Annotated in this window: 14 protein-coding genes; 7 read left to right on the top strand and 7 right to left on the bottom strand. The window is 64.8% G+C overall.

Annotated elements, in window-relative coordinates:
* Positions 1–63: 63 nt before the first annotated feature.
* The 3 genes from ACPVPU_RS10550 to ACPVPU_RS10540 form a co-directional block, all read right to left on the bottom strand.
* Positions 64–1,404: a glycoside hydrolase 5 family protein gene (locus tag ACPVPU_RS10550; protein ID WP_448657902.1), complete on the bottom strand. Its 1,341-nt coding sequence runs from the start codon at positions 1,402–1,404 to the stop codon at positions 64–66.
* A 46-nt stretch (positions 1,405–1,450) separates the two neighbouring features.
* Complete coding sequence (gene astD / locus ACPVPU_RS10545) at positions 1,451–2,863, bottom strand: succinylglutamate-semialdehyde dehydrogenase (RefSeq protein WP_448657901.1); 1,413 nt, start codon at positions 2,861–2,863, stop codon at positions 1,451–1,453.
* A 93-nt stretch (positions 2,864–2,956) separates the two neighbouring features.
* A complete protein-coding gene (locus ACPVPU_RS10540) occupies positions 2,957–4,351 on the bottom strand; it encodes a protein adenylyltransferase SelO family protein (RefSeq protein WP_448657900.1) in 1,395 nt (464 codons plus the stop codon).
* A 15-nt stretch (positions 4,352–4,366) separates the two neighbouring features.
* Between ACPVPU_RS10540 and ACPVPU_RS10535 the strand changes: the two genes are divergently transcribed.
* From ACPVPU_RS10535 to ACPVPU_RS10520, 4 genes are all read left to right on the top strand, one after another.
* Entirely contained in the window at positions 4,367–5,278 is a 912-nt protein-coding gene (locus ACPVPU_RS10535; protein ID WP_448657899.1) for an alpha/beta fold hydrolase, read from the top strand.
* A gap of 9 nt (positions 5,279–5,287) precedes the next feature.
* Complete coding sequence (locus ACPVPU_RS10530) at positions 5,288–6,427, top strand: glycosyltransferase family 4 protein (RefSeq protein ID WP_448657898.1); 1,140 nt, start codon at positions 5,288–5,290, stop codon at positions 6,425–6,427.
* 102 nt (positions 6,428–6,529) lie between these two features.
* Entirely contained in the window at positions 6,530–7,933 is a 1,404-nt protein-coding gene (locus ACPVPU_RS10525) for an NAD(P)H-dependent flavin oxidoreductase (RefSeq protein WP_448657897.1), read from the top strand.
* Between the two features lie 53 nt (positions 7,934–7,986).
* Positions 7,987–8,469 carry an SH3 domain-containing protein gene (locus ACPVPU_RS10520; RefSeq protein ID WP_448657896.1) on the top strand — a complete coding sequence of 161 codons (483 nt, stop codon included), beginning with the start codon at positions 7,987–7,989 and terminating at the stop codon, positions 8,467–8,469.
* A 7-nt stretch (positions 8,470–8,476) separates the two neighbouring features.
* Here the strand turns inward: ACPVPU_RS10520 and ACPVPU_RS10515 are convergent, their stop codons facing one another.
* Both ACPVPU_RS10515 and ACPVPU_RS10510 read right to left on the bottom strand, forming a co-directional pair.
* Positions 8,477–10,213 (bottom strand): SLC13 family permease, encoded by a 1,737-nt coding sequence (locus ACPVPU_RS10515; protein WP_448657895.1) that lies wholly within the window; start codon positions 10,211–10,213, stop codon positions 8,477–8,479.
* Between the two features lie 27 nt (positions 10,214–10,240).
* Positions 10,241–11,428 (bottom strand): acetyl-CoA C-acyltransferase, encoded by a 1,188-nt coding sequence (locus tag ACPVPU_RS10510; protein WP_448657894.1) that lies wholly within the window; start codon positions 11,426–11,428, stop codon positions 10,241–10,243.
* Positions 11,429–11,508: 80 nt separating this feature from the next.
* Here ACPVPU_RS10510 and ACPVPU_RS10505 point away from each other — a divergent pair, with 80 nt between their 5' ends.
* The 3 genes from ACPVPU_RS10505 to ACPVPU_RS10495 are packed head-to-tail and all read left to right on the top strand — an operon-like array spanning position 11,509 to position 13,961.
* The gene (locus ACPVPU_RS10505; protein ID WP_448657893.1) at positions 11,509–11,772 is read left to right on the top strand and encodes a hypothetical protein; all 264 of its coding nucleotides are present in this window, start codon (positions 11,509–11,511) and stop codon (positions 11,770–11,772) included.
* Positions 11,765–12,517 carry a prepilin peptidase gene (locus ACPVPU_RS10500; protein WP_448657892.1) on the top strand — a complete coding sequence of 251 codons (753 nt, stop codon included), beginning with the start codon at positions 11,765–11,767 and terminating at the stop codon, positions 12,515–12,517. The genes ACPVPU_RS10505 and ACPVPU_RS10500 overlap by 8 nt, the downstream gene beginning before the upstream one ends.
* Positions 12,518–12,545: 28 nt before the next feature.
* Positions 12,546–13,961: a coniferyl aldehyde dehydrogenase gene (locus tag ACPVPU_RS10495; protein WP_448657891.1), complete on the top strand. Its 1,416-nt coding sequence runs from the start codon at positions 12,546–12,548 to the stop codon at positions 13,959–13,961.
* A gap of 148 nt (positions 13,962–14,109) precedes the next feature.
* On the opposite strand, the gene ACPVPU_RS10490 is transcribed toward ACPVPU_RS10495, so the two are convergent.
* Both ACPVPU_RS10490 and gntA read right to left on the bottom strand, forming a co-directional pair.
* On the bottom strand, positions 14,110–14,724 hold the full coding sequence (locus ACPVPU_RS10490) for a DUF1989 domain-containing protein (protein WP_448657890.1): 615 nt from the start codon (positions 14,722–14,724) through the stop codon (positions 14,110–14,112).
* Positions 14,708–15,385: a guanitoxin biosynthesis heme-dependent pre-guanitoxin N-hydroxylase GntA gene (gene gntA, locus ACPVPU_RS10485; protein ID WP_448657889.1), complete on the bottom strand. Its 678-nt coding sequence runs from the start codon at positions 15,383–15,385 to the stop codon at positions 14,708–14,710. Before gntA ends, ACPVPU_RS10490 begins: the two co-directional genes overlap by 17 nt.
* Between the last annotated feature and the right edge of the window lie 25 nt (positions 15,386–15,410).

Below are 15,410 nucleotides of genomic sequence, written 5' to 3'. Positions count from 1 at the left end.
AACGAAATGCGCCCTGGTCCGGGCAACCGCAACGCAAGCTTGCTTTGACCGGCTTTAGTCCAGCTATGCTGCCCGGATTTGCGCTGCATGCGACCGCACGATCGTCAGCGTCGTTTCGTCGCTGTCGTACACGCCGTACCATCCCTGCGGTTCGTGCGGCGGATCGCCGACGAAGGGGTCGCCGTCGCGGTAGCGGTGATTGCCATGCGCTGCCCGGCCTTCGCCGTTCCATGCCCAGAAATTGCTGCCCTGGATCGGGCCGTCCCTGGCGATGCTGGCGGCGACCGCGTCATAAATGGTGCGGTAATAGGCGTCCTTGAACTGCGTTGTCGCGTGATCGTCATATCCGCCGCCATCGCGCGGATATCCGAACTCCTCGATCACCAATGGCTTGCCCAGCTGGCTGGCGAAACGGCTGTGCTGGTCGATATAGTCGGCGACCAGCCTGTTGCCCGCCGCTGCGGTTCCGGCCAGGTCGCGGTCGCTGACCCAGCTCCAGTTGAGCGGCCAGATATGGGCCGTGCAGTAATCGATTTCGGGAAAGGCGTGTTCCTGCAGATACAGATCGCCATCCTCCACCGTTCCCTTAACCCCTTCCGAACCGGTCGAAACCAGGTGGTGCGGATCGATCGATTTGATCAGCTTGGCCGTGTTCTGCACCCAGGCGAGGAAGGGGGCCTTCGACGATGCGGCGGTGGCTGCATCACCGGCCGGGCGGGGTTCGTTGCACAGCTGCCAACTCATGATGGTCGGGTCGTCCCGATATGCGATGCCGGTAATGCCGTTGGTTCGCCCGACCAGCGCCCGGACCCAATCATGGTACAGCGCAACCGCCCGCGCATTGCCGTAAAAGGCGGCATTGGCGTTGGGAAAGGCCGGCCAGGGGTGAGCCGGGTCGTTCATGTCGATATACCGGCCGGTGACATAATAGAGATAGGTCTGCATCCCCCCCGACCATTCCCAGAAATTGGTCAGATAGAGGACTGCCTTCATCCCGCGCTTGCCCATTTCGGCCAGGCAATAGTCCAGCCCCCCAAGGAGTGCGGGATTCCAGACAGAGCCGGCATCCCGGAACCCCGGCTTGACCGAGGCCTTTAGCGGTCCCTGTTCGGCCGATGCCAGCAGGCGCAGGTTGGTGACCCCTAGCCCGACCAGACGATCGAGTTCGCGCTTCAGCCGTTCGCGGTCGCCGAACGCAGCCTCGGCGCCCAGATAGGCGCCGTACCAGATGTTCGCCCCGACAAATCGATAGGGTTGGCCGTCAAGGGTGAAGCGGATGCCCTGCCGCTGGACGAAGCCGCGCGGCGGTGAACTTGCCCGGCGCTGACCCGACGCCACGTCCGGCAGCGAGGTCAGGGCGGCCCCTGCCGCTGTCGCCGCAATCATTTCCCGCCGCGTGACCATCGTGCCCCCTCCTGCACCAGATATGTTCTGGGGCCAGGACCTATCGTCAACCGTCGCGCAAGCCAATCCCGATCGATACCCGGGCCTGCTCGACCTCCGATGACACGACCGGATAGGCGCAGTAATCGGCGGCGTAATAGGCGCTTGGGCGGTGGTTGCCGGACCAGCCGATCCCGCCAAAGGGCGCGGCGGACGACGCGCCGTTGGTGGGGCGATTCCAGTTGACGATGCCGGCCCGGATATTGGCCCAGAACTGGTCGTACAGCCCCGGATTCTGGCTGACCAGGGATGCAGAAAGGCCGTATCGGGTCTGATTTGCCTCGTGGATGGCCGCTTCGAAACTGTCCGTCCGGACGACCTGCAGGATGGGGCCGAACAGTTCGACGTCGGGGCGTTCCCGCGCGTCGGTCATGTCGATGATCGCGGGCGACAGGAACGGGCGGTTGTCGATCGGCCGCTCCAGGTACCGCACCGGCCGTCCGCCACGGGTGAGCAGCCCCAGGAAACTTTCCTGCAGCATGTCCGCCGTGTCATTGTCGATCACCGGGCCCATAAAGGGTTGCGGGTCGGCATGCGGTTCCGCGACGATCAGCCGGCCGGCCAGCCGGTCGATTTCTGCCATCAGCGGATCATAGATCTTCTGGTCGACGATCAGCCGCCGGGCCGCAGTGCAGCGCTGCCCCGCAGAGGTAAAGGCCGACTGGATCACCAGCACAGCTGCGGCGTACAGATCGGGGGTGTCGAATACCAGAATGGGGTTGTTGCCGCCCATTTCCAGGGCAAGGATCTTTTCCGGTCGTTCGGCGAACTGGCGGTTGAGCGCAATGCCGGTACCGGCCGACCCGGTGAACAACAGGCCGTCGATATCCGCATGCGCCGACAGCGCCTTGCCCATGTCGGGGCCGCCCAGAAGCAATCGGATGCAAGCCTCCGGCACGCCCGCCTCCCGGTAGCATTTGACCAAAAACTCGCCGGTCGCCGGTGTCTTTTCCGATGGCTTGAACACCACGGCATTGCCCGCGATCAGGGCGGGGACGATATGGCCATTGGGCAGGTGCGCAGGGAAATTATAGGGGCCGAGCACCGCCAGCACGCCGTGCGGCTTGTGCCGGACAGCCAGCCGACCGCCCATCGCTTGTTCCACACGCCGCTGGCCGGTCCGGTCGGAATAGCTGGTGACCGAAATGTCCACCTTGGCGATCACGGTGTCCACTTCGGTGCGCGCCTCCCACAGGGGCTTGCCAGTTTCGCGCGCGATGATGTCGGAAAACGCCTCGTGCTTCGCGCGGACGACATTGGCGAACCGCCGCAGTGTTTCGATGCGATAGGTGACGGGGCGTGCCGCCCATGCGGCCCAGCCCTGACGGGCTGCGGCGACTTCGCTATCGGCATCGCCCGCAACGCCGGTCCACAGGGTTGCCCCTGTTGCCGGTTCGAACGAAAACATCTTGTCGCTCATCGACCTGTGTCCAAACCCATTTCCGCTGTCGCGCTTGCCAGAAAACATCGGCGCGCGCCACACCCGCCCGGATGCCGCCCATCCGGATGCCCGTTATCGAAGCGCGTCGCCCATCCGCCGGATCTGCGCGACCTTGTCGGTCAGCGGCTGCCAATCGTCGCGTTGATCGATTGCGGCCCATAGCTGTTCGACTTCATCGATCAGCAGCGTGTTCGGTCCGGCGTCGGACCAATAGGGGTGTTCCCGATCCTTGCGGGCGACCCGCCCGTCCAGCGCACCGCGCACGGGTGCAAAGGGCGGCGGATAATGATCGGGCAGGGTGCCGCCAAATCCATCGAAGAAGAACCGGTCGATCGGCCACTGTGTTTCGCGCAAGGCGTGTTCGATCGACTGGACCAGTGCCGCATCGTCAGCGGGATCGCCCGGTTTGACGCCAAGCCGCCACAGGATCGCCGGTGCGATCGCCCGCTGATAGGCGTCCGGAAATCCTTCCAGCGCCTCGATCAGCGGCTCGGCCGGCGCAATGGTCCTGAGCGCCACAGCCAGCTGCATCACGTCCCAGTGGATCGCCTCCGGCTGCCGGCCAAAGGCATAGAGGCCTGCATGGTCGAAATAGGCTGCGGTAAACGCCGGGTCCCAGCTGCCCGTCCAGCGCCATGGCCCGTAATCGAAGCTCTCGCCAGTGACGTTGATATTGTCCGAATTCAGGACGCCGTGCACAAATCCGGACGCCATGAAGCTGGCCGCCATCCGGGCGGTCCGCTCGGCAACCAGCGCCAGCAGGCGCGCGGCGGCATCGTGGCCCGGCTGCTCCCCGAAATAGATGCGCAGCACATAGTTGGCCAGCCGTGTCATGCGCTCCGCATCCCGCTCATAGGCCAGCCGCTGGAACATGCCGATGCGGATATGCCCATGGCTCAGCCGCACCAGCACCGCCGAACGGGTGGGCGACGGTTCATCATTGCGTTCCAGCGCTTCGCCGGTTTCGATCAGCGACAGGGTTTTCGACGTATCGACCCCCTGCGCCTCCAGCATTTCGGTGGCCAGGATTTCGCGCACTCCGCCTTTCAGGGTCAGGCGACCATCCCCGAACCGGGAATAGGGCGTCCGCCCCGATCCCTTGGTCCCGAGATCGAGCAGCCGCCCCGCACCGTCGCGCAACTGGGCGAACAGGAACCCGCGCCCATCGCCGATTTCCGGGTTGTAGGTGCGGAACTGGTGTCCGTGATAGCGCAGCGCCAGCGGAGGGCTCAGGTTGCCGTCCAGCGGGTTGAACCGCGCGAAATGATCTGCCCATTCGGCATCGCTCAGCTCGCCCAAGCCGACCGCATCGGCCCAGCGCTGATTGCGGAACCGCACAATGGCTTGTGGGAACGCGGCGGGGGATACCGGATCGGCAAATCCGTCCCCCAGGGACAGGAATTGCGGATCAGGGCGATAACCGGATGGCGTGGGACGGACGATGTCGGCTTGCGGGGCGTTGATCATGTGTGGATATGGGGGATGATGGCGGATCGAAACAACCCGGCTGCCCGCCCCACGGGCCGAGCGCCTGCCTTTAGCGATGGCTATTGGTGGTCCAAGGACGGGCTGCGGCTGCATTACCGCGACTATCCGGGACGGTCCGATCGCCCGACGATCCTGTGCATTCCCGGCCTGACGCGCAATGCCAGGGATTTCGAGGGCGTGGCCGAACGGCTGGCTGGCGAATGGCGGTTGATTGCCGTCGACCTGCGCGGCCGAGGCGAAAGCGCCTATGCCCGCGATCCGATGACCTATGTTCCCCTGACCTATCTGCAGGATCTGGATGCGCTGATCGGTGCGCTGCAACTCGATCGGTTGATCCTGTTCGGGACATCGCTTGGCGGTATCCTGTCGATGCTGCTGGCGACGGCGGAGCGCGGGCGGATCGCCGGCGCGTTGCTGAACGATGTCGGGCCCGAACTGGACCCCGTCGGACTGGCCAGGATCCGGGGATATGTGGGCAGGGCGGTCGGCCATCCCACCTGGATGCACGCGGCGCGTGCCCTGGCCGATGCCAATCGGGATGTATATCCCCGATATGACGTTCCCGACTGGCTCCGCATGGCGAAACGGCTGTTCCGCCTGAACAGCCAGGGTCGGATCGTGCTGGATTACGACATGAAGATCGCCGAGCCGTTTCGGGTTCCGGGGAACGAGGCCGGCCCGGACATGTGGGGCGCCTATGATGCGCTGGGCGACGTGCCGGTGCTGGTCGTGCGGGGGGCGTTGTCCGACATCCTGAGCCAGCAGGTTCAGCAGCGGATGACCGAGCGGCTGCCGAATGCGACATCGGTTGTCGTGCCCGATGTCGGCCATACCCCCACGCTGGAGGAGCCGGAATCACGGGATGCCGTCGACGCGCTGTTGACGCGGATCGATCCCGGCGCATAGCGGGCGAACATGGCCCAGCCGATCCATATCCTGCATCTGCATTCCAGCTTCGACCTGGGCGGCAAGGAGGCCCGGGCCATCCGGCTGATGGCGGCGTTCGGCGATCGGGCGCGGCACACGATCGTGTCGGGCGTGCCGGAAGCGCTGGGTGCCCGCGCCGCGATCCCGAAATCGGTCCGCTATGAAATCGCGCAGAATCCTCCGCCGCTGACCGGCCGTCCGTCGGTCGCCCGCTATGATGCGATCGCGCGCTACATGCGCCGCTTCGATCTGGTGCTCACCTATAACTGGGGCGCGATCGACGGCGTCATGGCCCGGCGGGTGTTCCCAAAAGCGACACCGCCGGTCGTGCATCATGAAGACGGCTTCAACGAGGATGAGGCGCAGGGGCTGAACCCCATGCGCAACGTCTATCGCCGTTTCGCGCTGGGTGCCGCTGAGGCGCTGGTGGTGCCAAGCCACATCCTCGAACGCATCGCGCTGGATATCTGGAAGCAGCCGCCGACACGGGTGCACCGCATCGCCAACGGCATTCCGGTGCAGCGTTATGCCGCGCCCTGTGCGGCGAAGGCCATTCCCGGGTTCGTCAAGCGCGCGGACGAGGTGGTGATCGGCACGCTGGCGGGAATGCGGCCGGTCAAGGACCTGCCGATGCTGGTCCGGGCAGTCGCAGGGGTGGTCCATGCACGCGTCCGCCTGGTCATCGTCGGCGAAGGACCGGAACGCGCGGCCATTCAGGAAGCGGCGGAATTGAACGGGATGGACGACATGGTCCATCTGCCCGGTTTCCTGCCGGAACCGTGGCGGTACATGGGCCTGTTCGACATTTTCGCCCTGTCGTCGAAAAGCGAGCAACAGCCGATTGCGGTGATGGAGGCGATGGCGGCCGGCCTGCCGGTGGTGTCGACGCCGGTGGGGGACGTTGCGCGGATGGTTTCGCCGGACAATGCGCCGCTGATCAGCATCGATCACAATCCGGTGCATCTGCGCGACCGTATTCAGGCGATGGCGGTGGATGCGGATGCGCGCCGCCGGATCGGCCTGGCCAACCAGCAACAGGCGTTGGCCAGTTTCGACGAAGCCCGGATGATCGCCCGCTACGCCGAACTATACGGGCAGGCGATGGGCCGTCCGGGCGTGCTGGGCTAAGGCGCAGGCCGGACCGGATCGGGGGAAGGAAAGGCTCGCACTCCGGCCGATTTGCCGCTAGGTCGAAGCCGGGGGCCGGTTTGTGGTGCATGCGGAGGCAGAGTGTTCAAGGGTTTGAAGCCGATCATCTATAACGGTCAGGAAGTCTGGCCGCTGATCGAGGGGGGAAAAGGCGTCGCGGCGACCAATCATGCCAGCGCCGGTGCATGGGCGGCGGCCGGTGGCATCGGTACCGTGTCGGCCGTGAATGCCGACAGTTATGACGCCGACGGCAAGATCATTCCGCAAATCTATCGCGCGCTGTCCCGACGTGAACGGCACGAGGAACTGATCGAATACGCCATCGAGGGCGCGGTTCAACAGGTGCAGCGCGCCTGGGAACTGGCTGGCGGCAAGGGCGCGATCAACATCAACGTCCTGTGGGAAATGGGCGGTGCGCAGCGCGTGCTGCACGGCGTGCTGGAACGGACGCGGGGCATGGTGGCCGGCGTTACCTGCGGTGCGGGAATGCCGTACAAGCTGTCGGAGATCGCAGCCCATTACAATGTCTCCTACCTGCCAATCGTTTCTTCGGGTCGGGCGTTCCGCGCCCTGTGGAAGCGCGCCTATTCCAAGGCCGCAGAATTGCTGTCCGCCGTGGTGTATGAGGATCCGTGGCTGGCCGGCGGCCATAACGGCCTGTCCAATGCCGAAGATCCGCGCGCACCGCAGGATCCCTATCCCCGCGTCAAGGCACTCCGCGAAACGATGCGCGAGGGCGGCATTTCAGACAGTGTGCCGATCGTCATGGCCGGTGGCGTCTGGCACCTGCGCGATTGGAACGACTGGATCGACAATCTCGAACTGGGCCAGATCGCGTTCCAGTTCGGCACCCGGCCGTTGCTGACGCGCGAAAGCCCGATCCCCGACGAATGGAAGCGCAAGCTGATGGAAATCGAGGAGGGCGACGTGCTGCTCCACCGGTTTTCGCCGACTGGCTTCTATTCGTCCGCCGTGCGCAACCCGTTCCTGCGGAGCCTTGAGGCGCGGTCCGAACGGCAGATCCCTTTTTCCACCCAGGCAGCCGGGGACCACACGTTCCAGCTTGACGTGGGGGTCAAGGGCAAGAATTTCTGGGTGACCCGTGGCGACCTGTTGCGCGCACGCGAATGGTTCGGGTTGGGCTTCACGGATGCGCTGAAGACGCCCGACAACACGCTGGTGTTCGTGACGCCTGCCGAGCGGCAGGAAATCCGCAAGGATCAGGCGGATTGCATGGGGTGTCTGTCCCAGTGCAGTTTTTCCAGCTGGGCGGATACCGACACCAATTCTACGGGCCGGCTGGCCGATCCGCGCAGCTTCTGCATCCAGAAGACGTTGCAGGATATCGCGCACGGCGGCGATACCGACCGCAATCTGATGTTTGCCGGCCATGCGGCCTACAAGTTCAAGCGGGATCCGTTCTATTCCAACGGCTTCGTCCCGACGGTGCGGCAGCTGGTCGATCGCATCCTGACTGGGGACTGACGATGCCGCTGGGGGGAGCATCGGGCCGTAACGCAAAGCGCGTGGGGGAGGGCTTGCGTCGATGGCACGGTTTGGCGCTGTTGGCGGCGGTCGCGTCCGTCCTGCCGGCCGATCTGGCACAGGCCCAGCGGCGCGAAGTGCCCTATTACGCATCCATTGCGGCCAGAGAGGCGCGGATGCGGACTGGTCCGGGCACGAACTATCCGACCAACTGGCTGTATGTCCGCCGCGATCTGCCCGTGCGGGTGGTCGCGGTGTACAAGGATTGGCGAAAGGTCGAGGATCCCGGCGGCACCCAAGGCTGGATATTCGCATCGTTGCTGAGCGCCAAGCGAACCGCGATGGTTACCGCCGACCAGGCCGAGCTGCGCGATGCACCCCGAACCTCAGGTCGTGTTTCGTGGCGTGTCGAAAAGGGCGTCGTCGGCCGGGTGAATCGGTGCGCCCGCGGCTGGTGCTATCTGGATGTCATGGGTCGCGGCGGATATGTGGAGCAGGCACGGCTCTGGGGCGTGGAGCCCAACGAGGCTTTTTGACGGCCGGTCAGCCGTAGGTAGCGGCGAGCACTGCCGAGGAAACCAGCACCACGACCACGACCAATGGCGCGCCCATCCGTGCAAAATCGGTGAACCGGTAACCGCCCGGTCCCATCACCATCAGGTTGTTCTGGTGACCGATCGGCGTCAGGAAGTCGGCCGAAGTGCCGATCAGCACCGCCAGCAATGCCGCATCGGGGTCGATGTCGAGCAGCCGTGCGGACCCGATGGCCAGCGGTCCCATCACGACGGCAGTCGCCACATTGTTCAGGAAGATGGTCAGGACCAGCGTCAGGCCGGACAGCGCGCATAGCACGCCGAACAAGGGCAGGTCCATCAAGACCTGACCCAGCCAGGCGGCAGCGATCGCAGCCGCGCCGCTGTCCTCGAAACTGCGGCCGACCGGGATCATCGCGGCCAGCAGCACGATCACCGGCCAATCGATCGCCCGGTAGCTTTCGTCGGCCGGGATCATCCGCAGCAATCCCAGGAGCAAGGCGGCACCGGTGAAGGCGATGGCCGCTGGCACCAGGCCAGCGACCAGCAACACGATGGCACCGGCGAATACGCCAAGGATCGTGAATGCCTGAGCCGGCGCGATCCGGGGCAGATCGAGCCGGTCGATCTCGAGCAGCCGAGCGCGGGCGATGAAGGCCGCCAGCTGCGACTGATCGCCCCGCAGATACAGTTGGTCGCCCCGACGGATGACCTGTTCGGCCAATGGGCGCCGTTCGCGGGCCACGCGCGGTCCGACGCCGACGACTTCCAGTTCGTGCGCGGAACGCGATCCGACATCGGCGTATCGCGCACCGATCAGGGATGATCCGTGAGCGACCACGACCCGCGCCGTCACCCGCTCGGCGGTTTCCTCTTCGAACGCAGCGCCGACCAGTCCGGTTTTCTCGGCGGTTTCGCGCTGGCTGACCCGGCTGAGCAGCAGCAGTCGATCGCCGGGCCGGATCGCCGTGTCGGCACGGACGGCAAAGCGCGATCCGGATCGAAAAGCCGCGACCAGCCGGGCGGGTACGGTTCGCAGTGCAGCCAGCAGCCCGCTGCCGTTGGTGATGTCCCATCCGGCCGGAATGCCGAGTTCGAACACACGCCACGGGGCCCGGGTTTCCCGATCCATCGATCCCCGGGTGGGCAGGAGTTTCCAGCCGATCACCGCCAGATAGCCAAGCCCAGCAACCGTCACCGCGGTTCCGACCGCGGTCATGGTAAAAAATCCGAATCCTTCACCTAATTGATCCTTGCGCACGGAAGACAGGATCAGGTTTGCCGGGGTGCCGATCAGGGTCGTCATGCCGCCCAGGATGGTTGCGAACGCCAGTGGCATCAGCGTCGCCCCCGGGGCCTTGCCTGACCGGCGGGCGATATCGGCAGCCAGCGGCATGGTGATGACGAGAGCGGCGATATTGTTCATGAACGCCGACAGCGCGGCCCCGACGACCAGCAAGATGGACAACCGCAGGGTGAATCCGGCCTGGGGCGGGATCAGGCGTCCGGCAATGGCCGACGCGACTCCGGACAATTCGATCGCCCGGCCGATCACCAGCACCGCAGCCACCGTCACCACTGCCGGATCGGCAAATCCCGAAAATGCGTCCTCCGGTCGGACCAGCCCCAGGATGATCGCGGCAAACAGGGCGATCAGGGCCACCAGATCGTGGCGCACCCGTTCGCTGGCAAACAATGCCAGGGCGACGACCAGCACCACTGTGCTGAGCAGCGGCGGACTGATCATGAACGGATCGAACGGTGGGGCGGGCGGTCAGTCAAGCAATTCGACTGCCATGGCCGTTGCCTCTCCACCGCCGATACATAAGGACGCCAGGCCCCGGCGCTGCCCGTGCGTCTGCAGGGCGGCGATCAGCGTTGCCAGGATGCGTGCGCCGGATGCCCCGATCGGATGACCCAGCGCGCAGGCCCCGCCGTGGACGTTGAGCACGTCATGCCCGATCGACAGGTCGCGCATGGCGATCATGGCAACGACGGCAAAGGCTTCGTTCACCTCGAACAGGTCGACATCGCCGATCGTCCAGCCAGCCCGGTCGAGCGCCTTTTGCATGGCATCGACCGGCGCGGTGGTGAACCGGGCGGGTGCATGGGCGTGGGCGGCATGGGACACGATGCGGGCCACCGGGTCCAGTCCCAGCCGGTCCGCGATGCTGGCACGGGTCATGACCAGCGCGGCCGCCCCGTCGGAAATGGACGATGCATTGGCCGCCGTAATCGTACCATCGCGGGAAAAGGCCGGTCGCAATGTCGGAATCTTCGTCGGATCGCCCTTGCCCGGCTGTTCGTCGGCGTCGACCGTCACGGCTCCCTTTCGGCCCTCGATCTCCACCGGAACGATTTCCCGGCGGAACGCTCCGCTGGCCTGAGCCGCCCGTGCCCGTTCAAGCGAGGCGATAGCGAATGCGTCCTGGTCCTCGCGGCTGAACTGGTAATCACGGGCCGCTTCCTCGGCAAAGCTGCCCATCAACCGTCCCGGCTCATAGGCGTCCTCCAGTCCGTCCAGGAACATGTGATCCTTCAACCCGTCATGGCCGATGCGCGCGCCGCTGCGATGGGCCATCGACAGATAAGGGGAGTTGGTCATGCTTTCCATGCCGCCCGCCACGATCAGGTCGGCGGACCCTGCCGCCAGCGTGTCGGCGGCCATGATCGCGGCCTGCATTCCCGATCCGCACATCTTGTTCACGGTCGTCGCCTCGACGTGCAGCGGCAGGCCCGCGCCAAGTGCCGCCTGGCGCGCGGGTGCCTGGCCAAGCCCTGCGGGAAGGACGCAGCCCATATAGATGCGCTCGACCGCTTCGCCCTTCAGCCCCGCCCGCTCGACCGCTGCGCCGACCGCGACTGCGCCCAGCCTGGTGGCGCTGGCGCCGCTCAGCACGCCCTGAAAGCTGCCCATCGGGGTGCGCGCGGCAGAAAGAATGACGATCGGATCGGAAGACATATCGGCGCTCCGGCGTTGGGCACCTGATCTAGGCGCGGATCGCCGGATATGCAAAGGCATCAAAGGACAGGGAGCTCGGTATGGACAGCCCGTTTATCGAGGCGATCAAGTGGGTGGCGACGATCAGCGGCATCGTCGCGGCGCTGATGGTGTCGCTCGATTCCGGCCGGCGGGTGACGGGTTGGGGATTCGTGCTGTTCGTCGGATCGTCCATCGCATGGATCACCGCGTCGATCCTGTCGGGCGATCCGGCGCTCGGCACCCAGAATGCCGTGCTGTTCGGTATCAACCTGTTCGGTACCTATCGCTATCTGATCCGCAAGAAGCCGCCCGGGGATGGCTGATCCCGACTGGATATGGCCGTTCGGCCTTGGCTTGCTGGGCCTGGTGTTCGGCAGTTTCATCGCCACGGCTGCGATCCGCTGGCCTGCCGGGCACAGCCCGGTCGATGGGCGTTCCCGCTGCGATCATTGTGCAAGGACGCTGGGGCCGGTCGAACTGATCCCGCTGGTCGGGTTTTTGTGGCTGAAGGGGCGTTGCCGGCACTGCGGCGACCGCATCAGCTGGCTGCATCCAGCGATCGAAGTCGCAGCGATGCTGATTGGGCTGATTGCGGGCATGGAGGCGCCGGGCGTCGAAGGTGCGGCGGGTGCCGTGTTTGGCTGGGGCTTGTTGCTGCTTGGCTGTCTGGATGTCGCTGCGTTCTGGCTGCCGAACTGGGGTACGGGCGGATTGGCGCTGCTGGGGCTCGCGGCCGGCGGCATCGGGCTGGAACCCGGAATGGCGGACCGCCTGATCGGTGGCGTTGCCGGATTTGTTGTCCTGTGGAGCGTAGCACAGATCTACCAGCGCGCCCGCAACCGCATGGGGCTGGGTGGGGGCGACCCCAAATTGTTCGGGGCGATCGGGCTGTGGCTGGGGTGGGAGGCACTGCCATTGGTGCTGCTCGGCGCGTGCATCATCGGGCTGGTGCTGGTGCTGATCCTGCTGATCGCCGGGAGGCCGGTCCATTCGGCCAGCCGTTTGCCCTTTGGCGCGCTGTTGGGGCTTTCGGCGTTTCCGGTGTGGATGATCGACGCTATTCGATAGGGAAACATAAGCGACCGGGAGAGCGGGCATGATCGAATTACAGGCGATGCTGGAGGTGCAGCGCGCGGCGTTCAACGCCGAATTGCCGGTATCAATGGCGGTGCGCAAGGATCGGCTGAGGCGGGCCATCGCCATGCTGCGCGACAATGCCGATGCGTTTTGCGACGCGTTGTCGGACGATTTCGGTCATCGCAGCCGGGATCAGTCCATGCTGACCGACATTGTCGCTGCGGTCTCGCCCCTGTCGCACGCGCTGAAATCGCTGGATCGCTGGGCGCGCCCGGATCGGCGCAAGGTTCAGTTTCCCCTGGGGCTGCTGGGTGCGCGCGCCTGGGTTGAATATCAGCCAAAGGGCGTGGTCGGCGTTATCGCGCCGTGGAACTTCCCCGTCCAGCTGTGCATGGCGCCGCTCGCCGGCATCCTGGCGGCGGGCAACCGGGCAATGGTGAAATCCAGCGAGTTTACACCGGCCACCGCCGCCCTTTTCGAACAGCTCTGCGCGCGCAATTTTGCGCCGGACGAACTGGTGTTCGTGTCTGGCGGGCCGGAGGTGGGCAAGGCGTTTGCCGGGCTTCCCTTCGACCATTTGATCTTTACCGGCGCGACCGGCATCGGCCGCCACATCCTGCATGCAGCCGCCGACAATCTGACGCCGGTGACGCTTGAACTGGGCGGAAAATCCCCCGTCATTTTCGGCAAGGGTGTCGATCTGGCGCGCGCGACCGAGCGTGTGGCGATGGGCAAGATGCTGAACGCCGGGCAGATCTGCTTGGCCCCGGATTACCTGCTGGTGCGCGAGGACGATGAACAGGCAGCGGTCGATGGGCTGAAGGCGGCGGCCAGCGCCATGTATCCCCGACTGACCGACAATCCGGATTACACCGCGATCATCAACGACCGCCACCACCAGCGGCTGACCGACTGGCTGGACGATGCCCGGCAAAAGGGGGCGACCATCGAAACGGTCAACCCGGCGAATGAGGATTTTGCGGCCAGCAACAGCCGCAAGATGCCGTTGCATATCGTCCGCGACGTCACTGACGAGATGACGGTGATGCAGGAAGAGATATTCGGGCCGATCCTGCCGGTGCGACGCTATTCGGGGATCGATCAGGCACTGGCCGAAGTGAACCGGCGCGACCGGCCGCTTGGCCTTTATTATTTCGGGCCGGACGTGGCCGAACGGCGCCATGTTCTCGACCGTACGATTTCGGGCGGGGTCACGCTGGACGACGTCATCCTGCACGTATCGATGGAGGATTTGCCCTTTGGCGGCATCGGCCCGTCCGGCATGGGCGCCTATCATGGGCTGGACGGATTTCGCACCTTCAGTCACGCCCGCGCGATCCTAAAGCAGTCGCGCTTCGATGTGGCGGGCCTGGCGGGACTGAAACCCCCCTATGGCAAGGCCATCCGCTCGACGATCCGCCGCCAGCTTGGCTAGGGCAAAGGGACAAAAAAAGGGCCGCCTCACATGGGGCGGCCCGGAATAGTTTTTAGGAGAGGATGCCTGAAAGGCTCACTTTATATGCACTGCGGCATTATTGTTCGCAAGTGCAAAATGATATCGCTATCATTGCAGAAGTTGCAACTCAAGGTTTCGATATGCGATAGTGGATCGGCTTGAAGCTGCCGCCATTCGAAGCCGGGGCCGAACATGCGGTCAGACCGATGATCAGGTCCATTTCAGCCACGAACCGGATGCAATCGCCCGCCTTGCTGAGCGGGGGCAGAACGGCCAGCCGTCCCGACGGACCGTCCACCGTAACGTTCATGAAACAGTTGAATGCGACCGGGATTGCATCCTCGACAATCCCATAGGGGGCAAGCGCCGCTGCCAGATTGCCGAAACAGCCGCGATGTTCCGGCAGGTCCGGGTAAAAATGCCGGAAGGTATGCACCGAACAGGGCGTCAGCAGGAAATCATGCATGCCCACATCGTCGTGGACGATCCGCAACATGACATTCGACCGATTGGAATAAAGCGCGTGACCCGTGGTCAGGCGGATGGTCTCGGCATAATCCAGCGTCCGGCCCGATGAGATGACCTCGCCCGGATCATCGGCATTGAACGCCAGCAGGTCGGCAACCTGCCGGCCGCGCGGGTCGATCACGTCCAACACCTGTCCCTTGTCCAGCCGGAACGCAGTGCCCGACCGTTCGGGGATGATCGTCGTCGCAGTAGCGGCTTCAGCCGTGATATTCAAAGGGCGCTTCCCATTCGTCGTCGACCATTCGGCCGGAATATTGCCGCGCTTCGCTCAATTCGCCGTGACGGGCGAGCATCGGATTGCGCGAGCCGGCGATCGCTTCGTCGCGCGACATGATCTTTTCCCGCATCCCTTCATACTTGCCGTCCGCGCGCAGTCGTTCGAACTGATCGTGCAGGTTGAACACCATCGTTGGCCGATCGAACCGGCGGGCCGGACGGCTGGCATTGGGGTGCAGCCCGACGATAAAGAACGCTTCTCCGCCGAAGCTGAGCGAGAAGTGCGGATTACCGGGGTCCGGGCTAACCCGCGGATCATAATCCTGGCCGCGCCACACATCCTTGTCGGACAGCGATTGCACCCGCTGCCACAGGGCACGTTCGAATGCATCTTCCTCCAGCGAATCCGGCCCTTCAAAAATGACGGCAAAACTCCGGTACAACCCCTTGTCCTGCCGATATTCCTGCGCGAACTGAAGCAGGCGGTCGTGGATCCGAACGTCGTCCCATGCGCTGTCGATGCTGCTGCACGCCAGCACCTCCAGCGTGCCGCGGGCAAGGGCTGCCTTTGCACCGACGCACGGAAAGCTTCGCTGTTCGACATATTCGAACAGACGCTGCTCCAGTGCGCGTTGGGCGGCATGTTGCCAATTGAACATTGATGCAGGCCCCTCCAGTGCCACG

This window comes from Sphingomonas paludis (genome assembly GCF_053502515.1).
This window is presented reverse-complemented; position numbering and strand designations above follow the sequence as displayed.

Excerpts from the sequence above, each read along its gene's own strand:
- ACPVPU_RS10550 (WP_448657902.1), bottom strand. The coding sequence starts at position 1,404 with ATGGTCACGCGGCGGGAAATGATTGCGGCGACAGCGGCAGGGGCCGCC.
- astD (WP_448657901.1), bottom strand. The coding sequence starts at position 2,863 with ATGAGCGACAAGATGTTTTCGTTCGAACCGGCAACAGGGGCAACCCTG.
- ACPVPU_RS10540 (WP_448657900.1), bottom strand. The coding sequence starts at position 4,351 with ATGATCAACGCCCCGCAAGCCGACATCGTCCGTCCCACGCCATCCGGT.
- ACPVPU_RS10535 (WP_448657899.1), top strand. The coding sequence starts at position 4,367 with ATGATGGCGGATCGAAACAACCCGGCTGCCCGCCCCACGGGCCGAGCG.
- ACPVPU_RS10530 (WP_448657898.1), top strand. The coding sequence starts at position 5,288 with ATGGCCCAGCCGATCCATATCCTGCATCTGCATTCCAGCTTCGACCTG.
- ACPVPU_RS10515 (WP_448657895.1), bottom strand. The coding sequence starts at position 10,213 with ATGATCAGTCCGCCGCTGCTCAGCACAGTGGTGCTGGTCGTCGCCCTG.
- ACPVPU_RS10510 (WP_448657894.1), bottom strand. The coding sequence starts at position 11,428 with ATGTCTTCCGATCCGATCGTCATTCTTTCTGCCGCGCGCACCCCGATG.
- ACPVPU_RS10505 (WP_448657893.1), top strand. The coding sequence starts at position 11,509 with ATGGACAGCCCGTTTATCGAGGCGATCAAGTGGGTGGCGACGATCAGC.
- ACPVPU_RS10500 (WP_448657892.1), top strand. The coding sequence starts at position 11,765 with ATGGCTGATCCCGACTGGATATGGCCGTTCGGCCTTGGCTTGCTGGGC.
- ACPVPU_RS10495 (WP_448657891.1), top strand. The coding sequence starts at position 12,546 with ATGATCGAATTACAGGCGATGCTGGAGGTGCAGCGCGCGGCGTTCAAC.
- gntA (WP_448657889.1), bottom strand. The coding sequence starts at position 15,385 with ATGTTCAATTGGCAACATGCCGCCCAACGCGCACTGGAGCAGCGTCTG.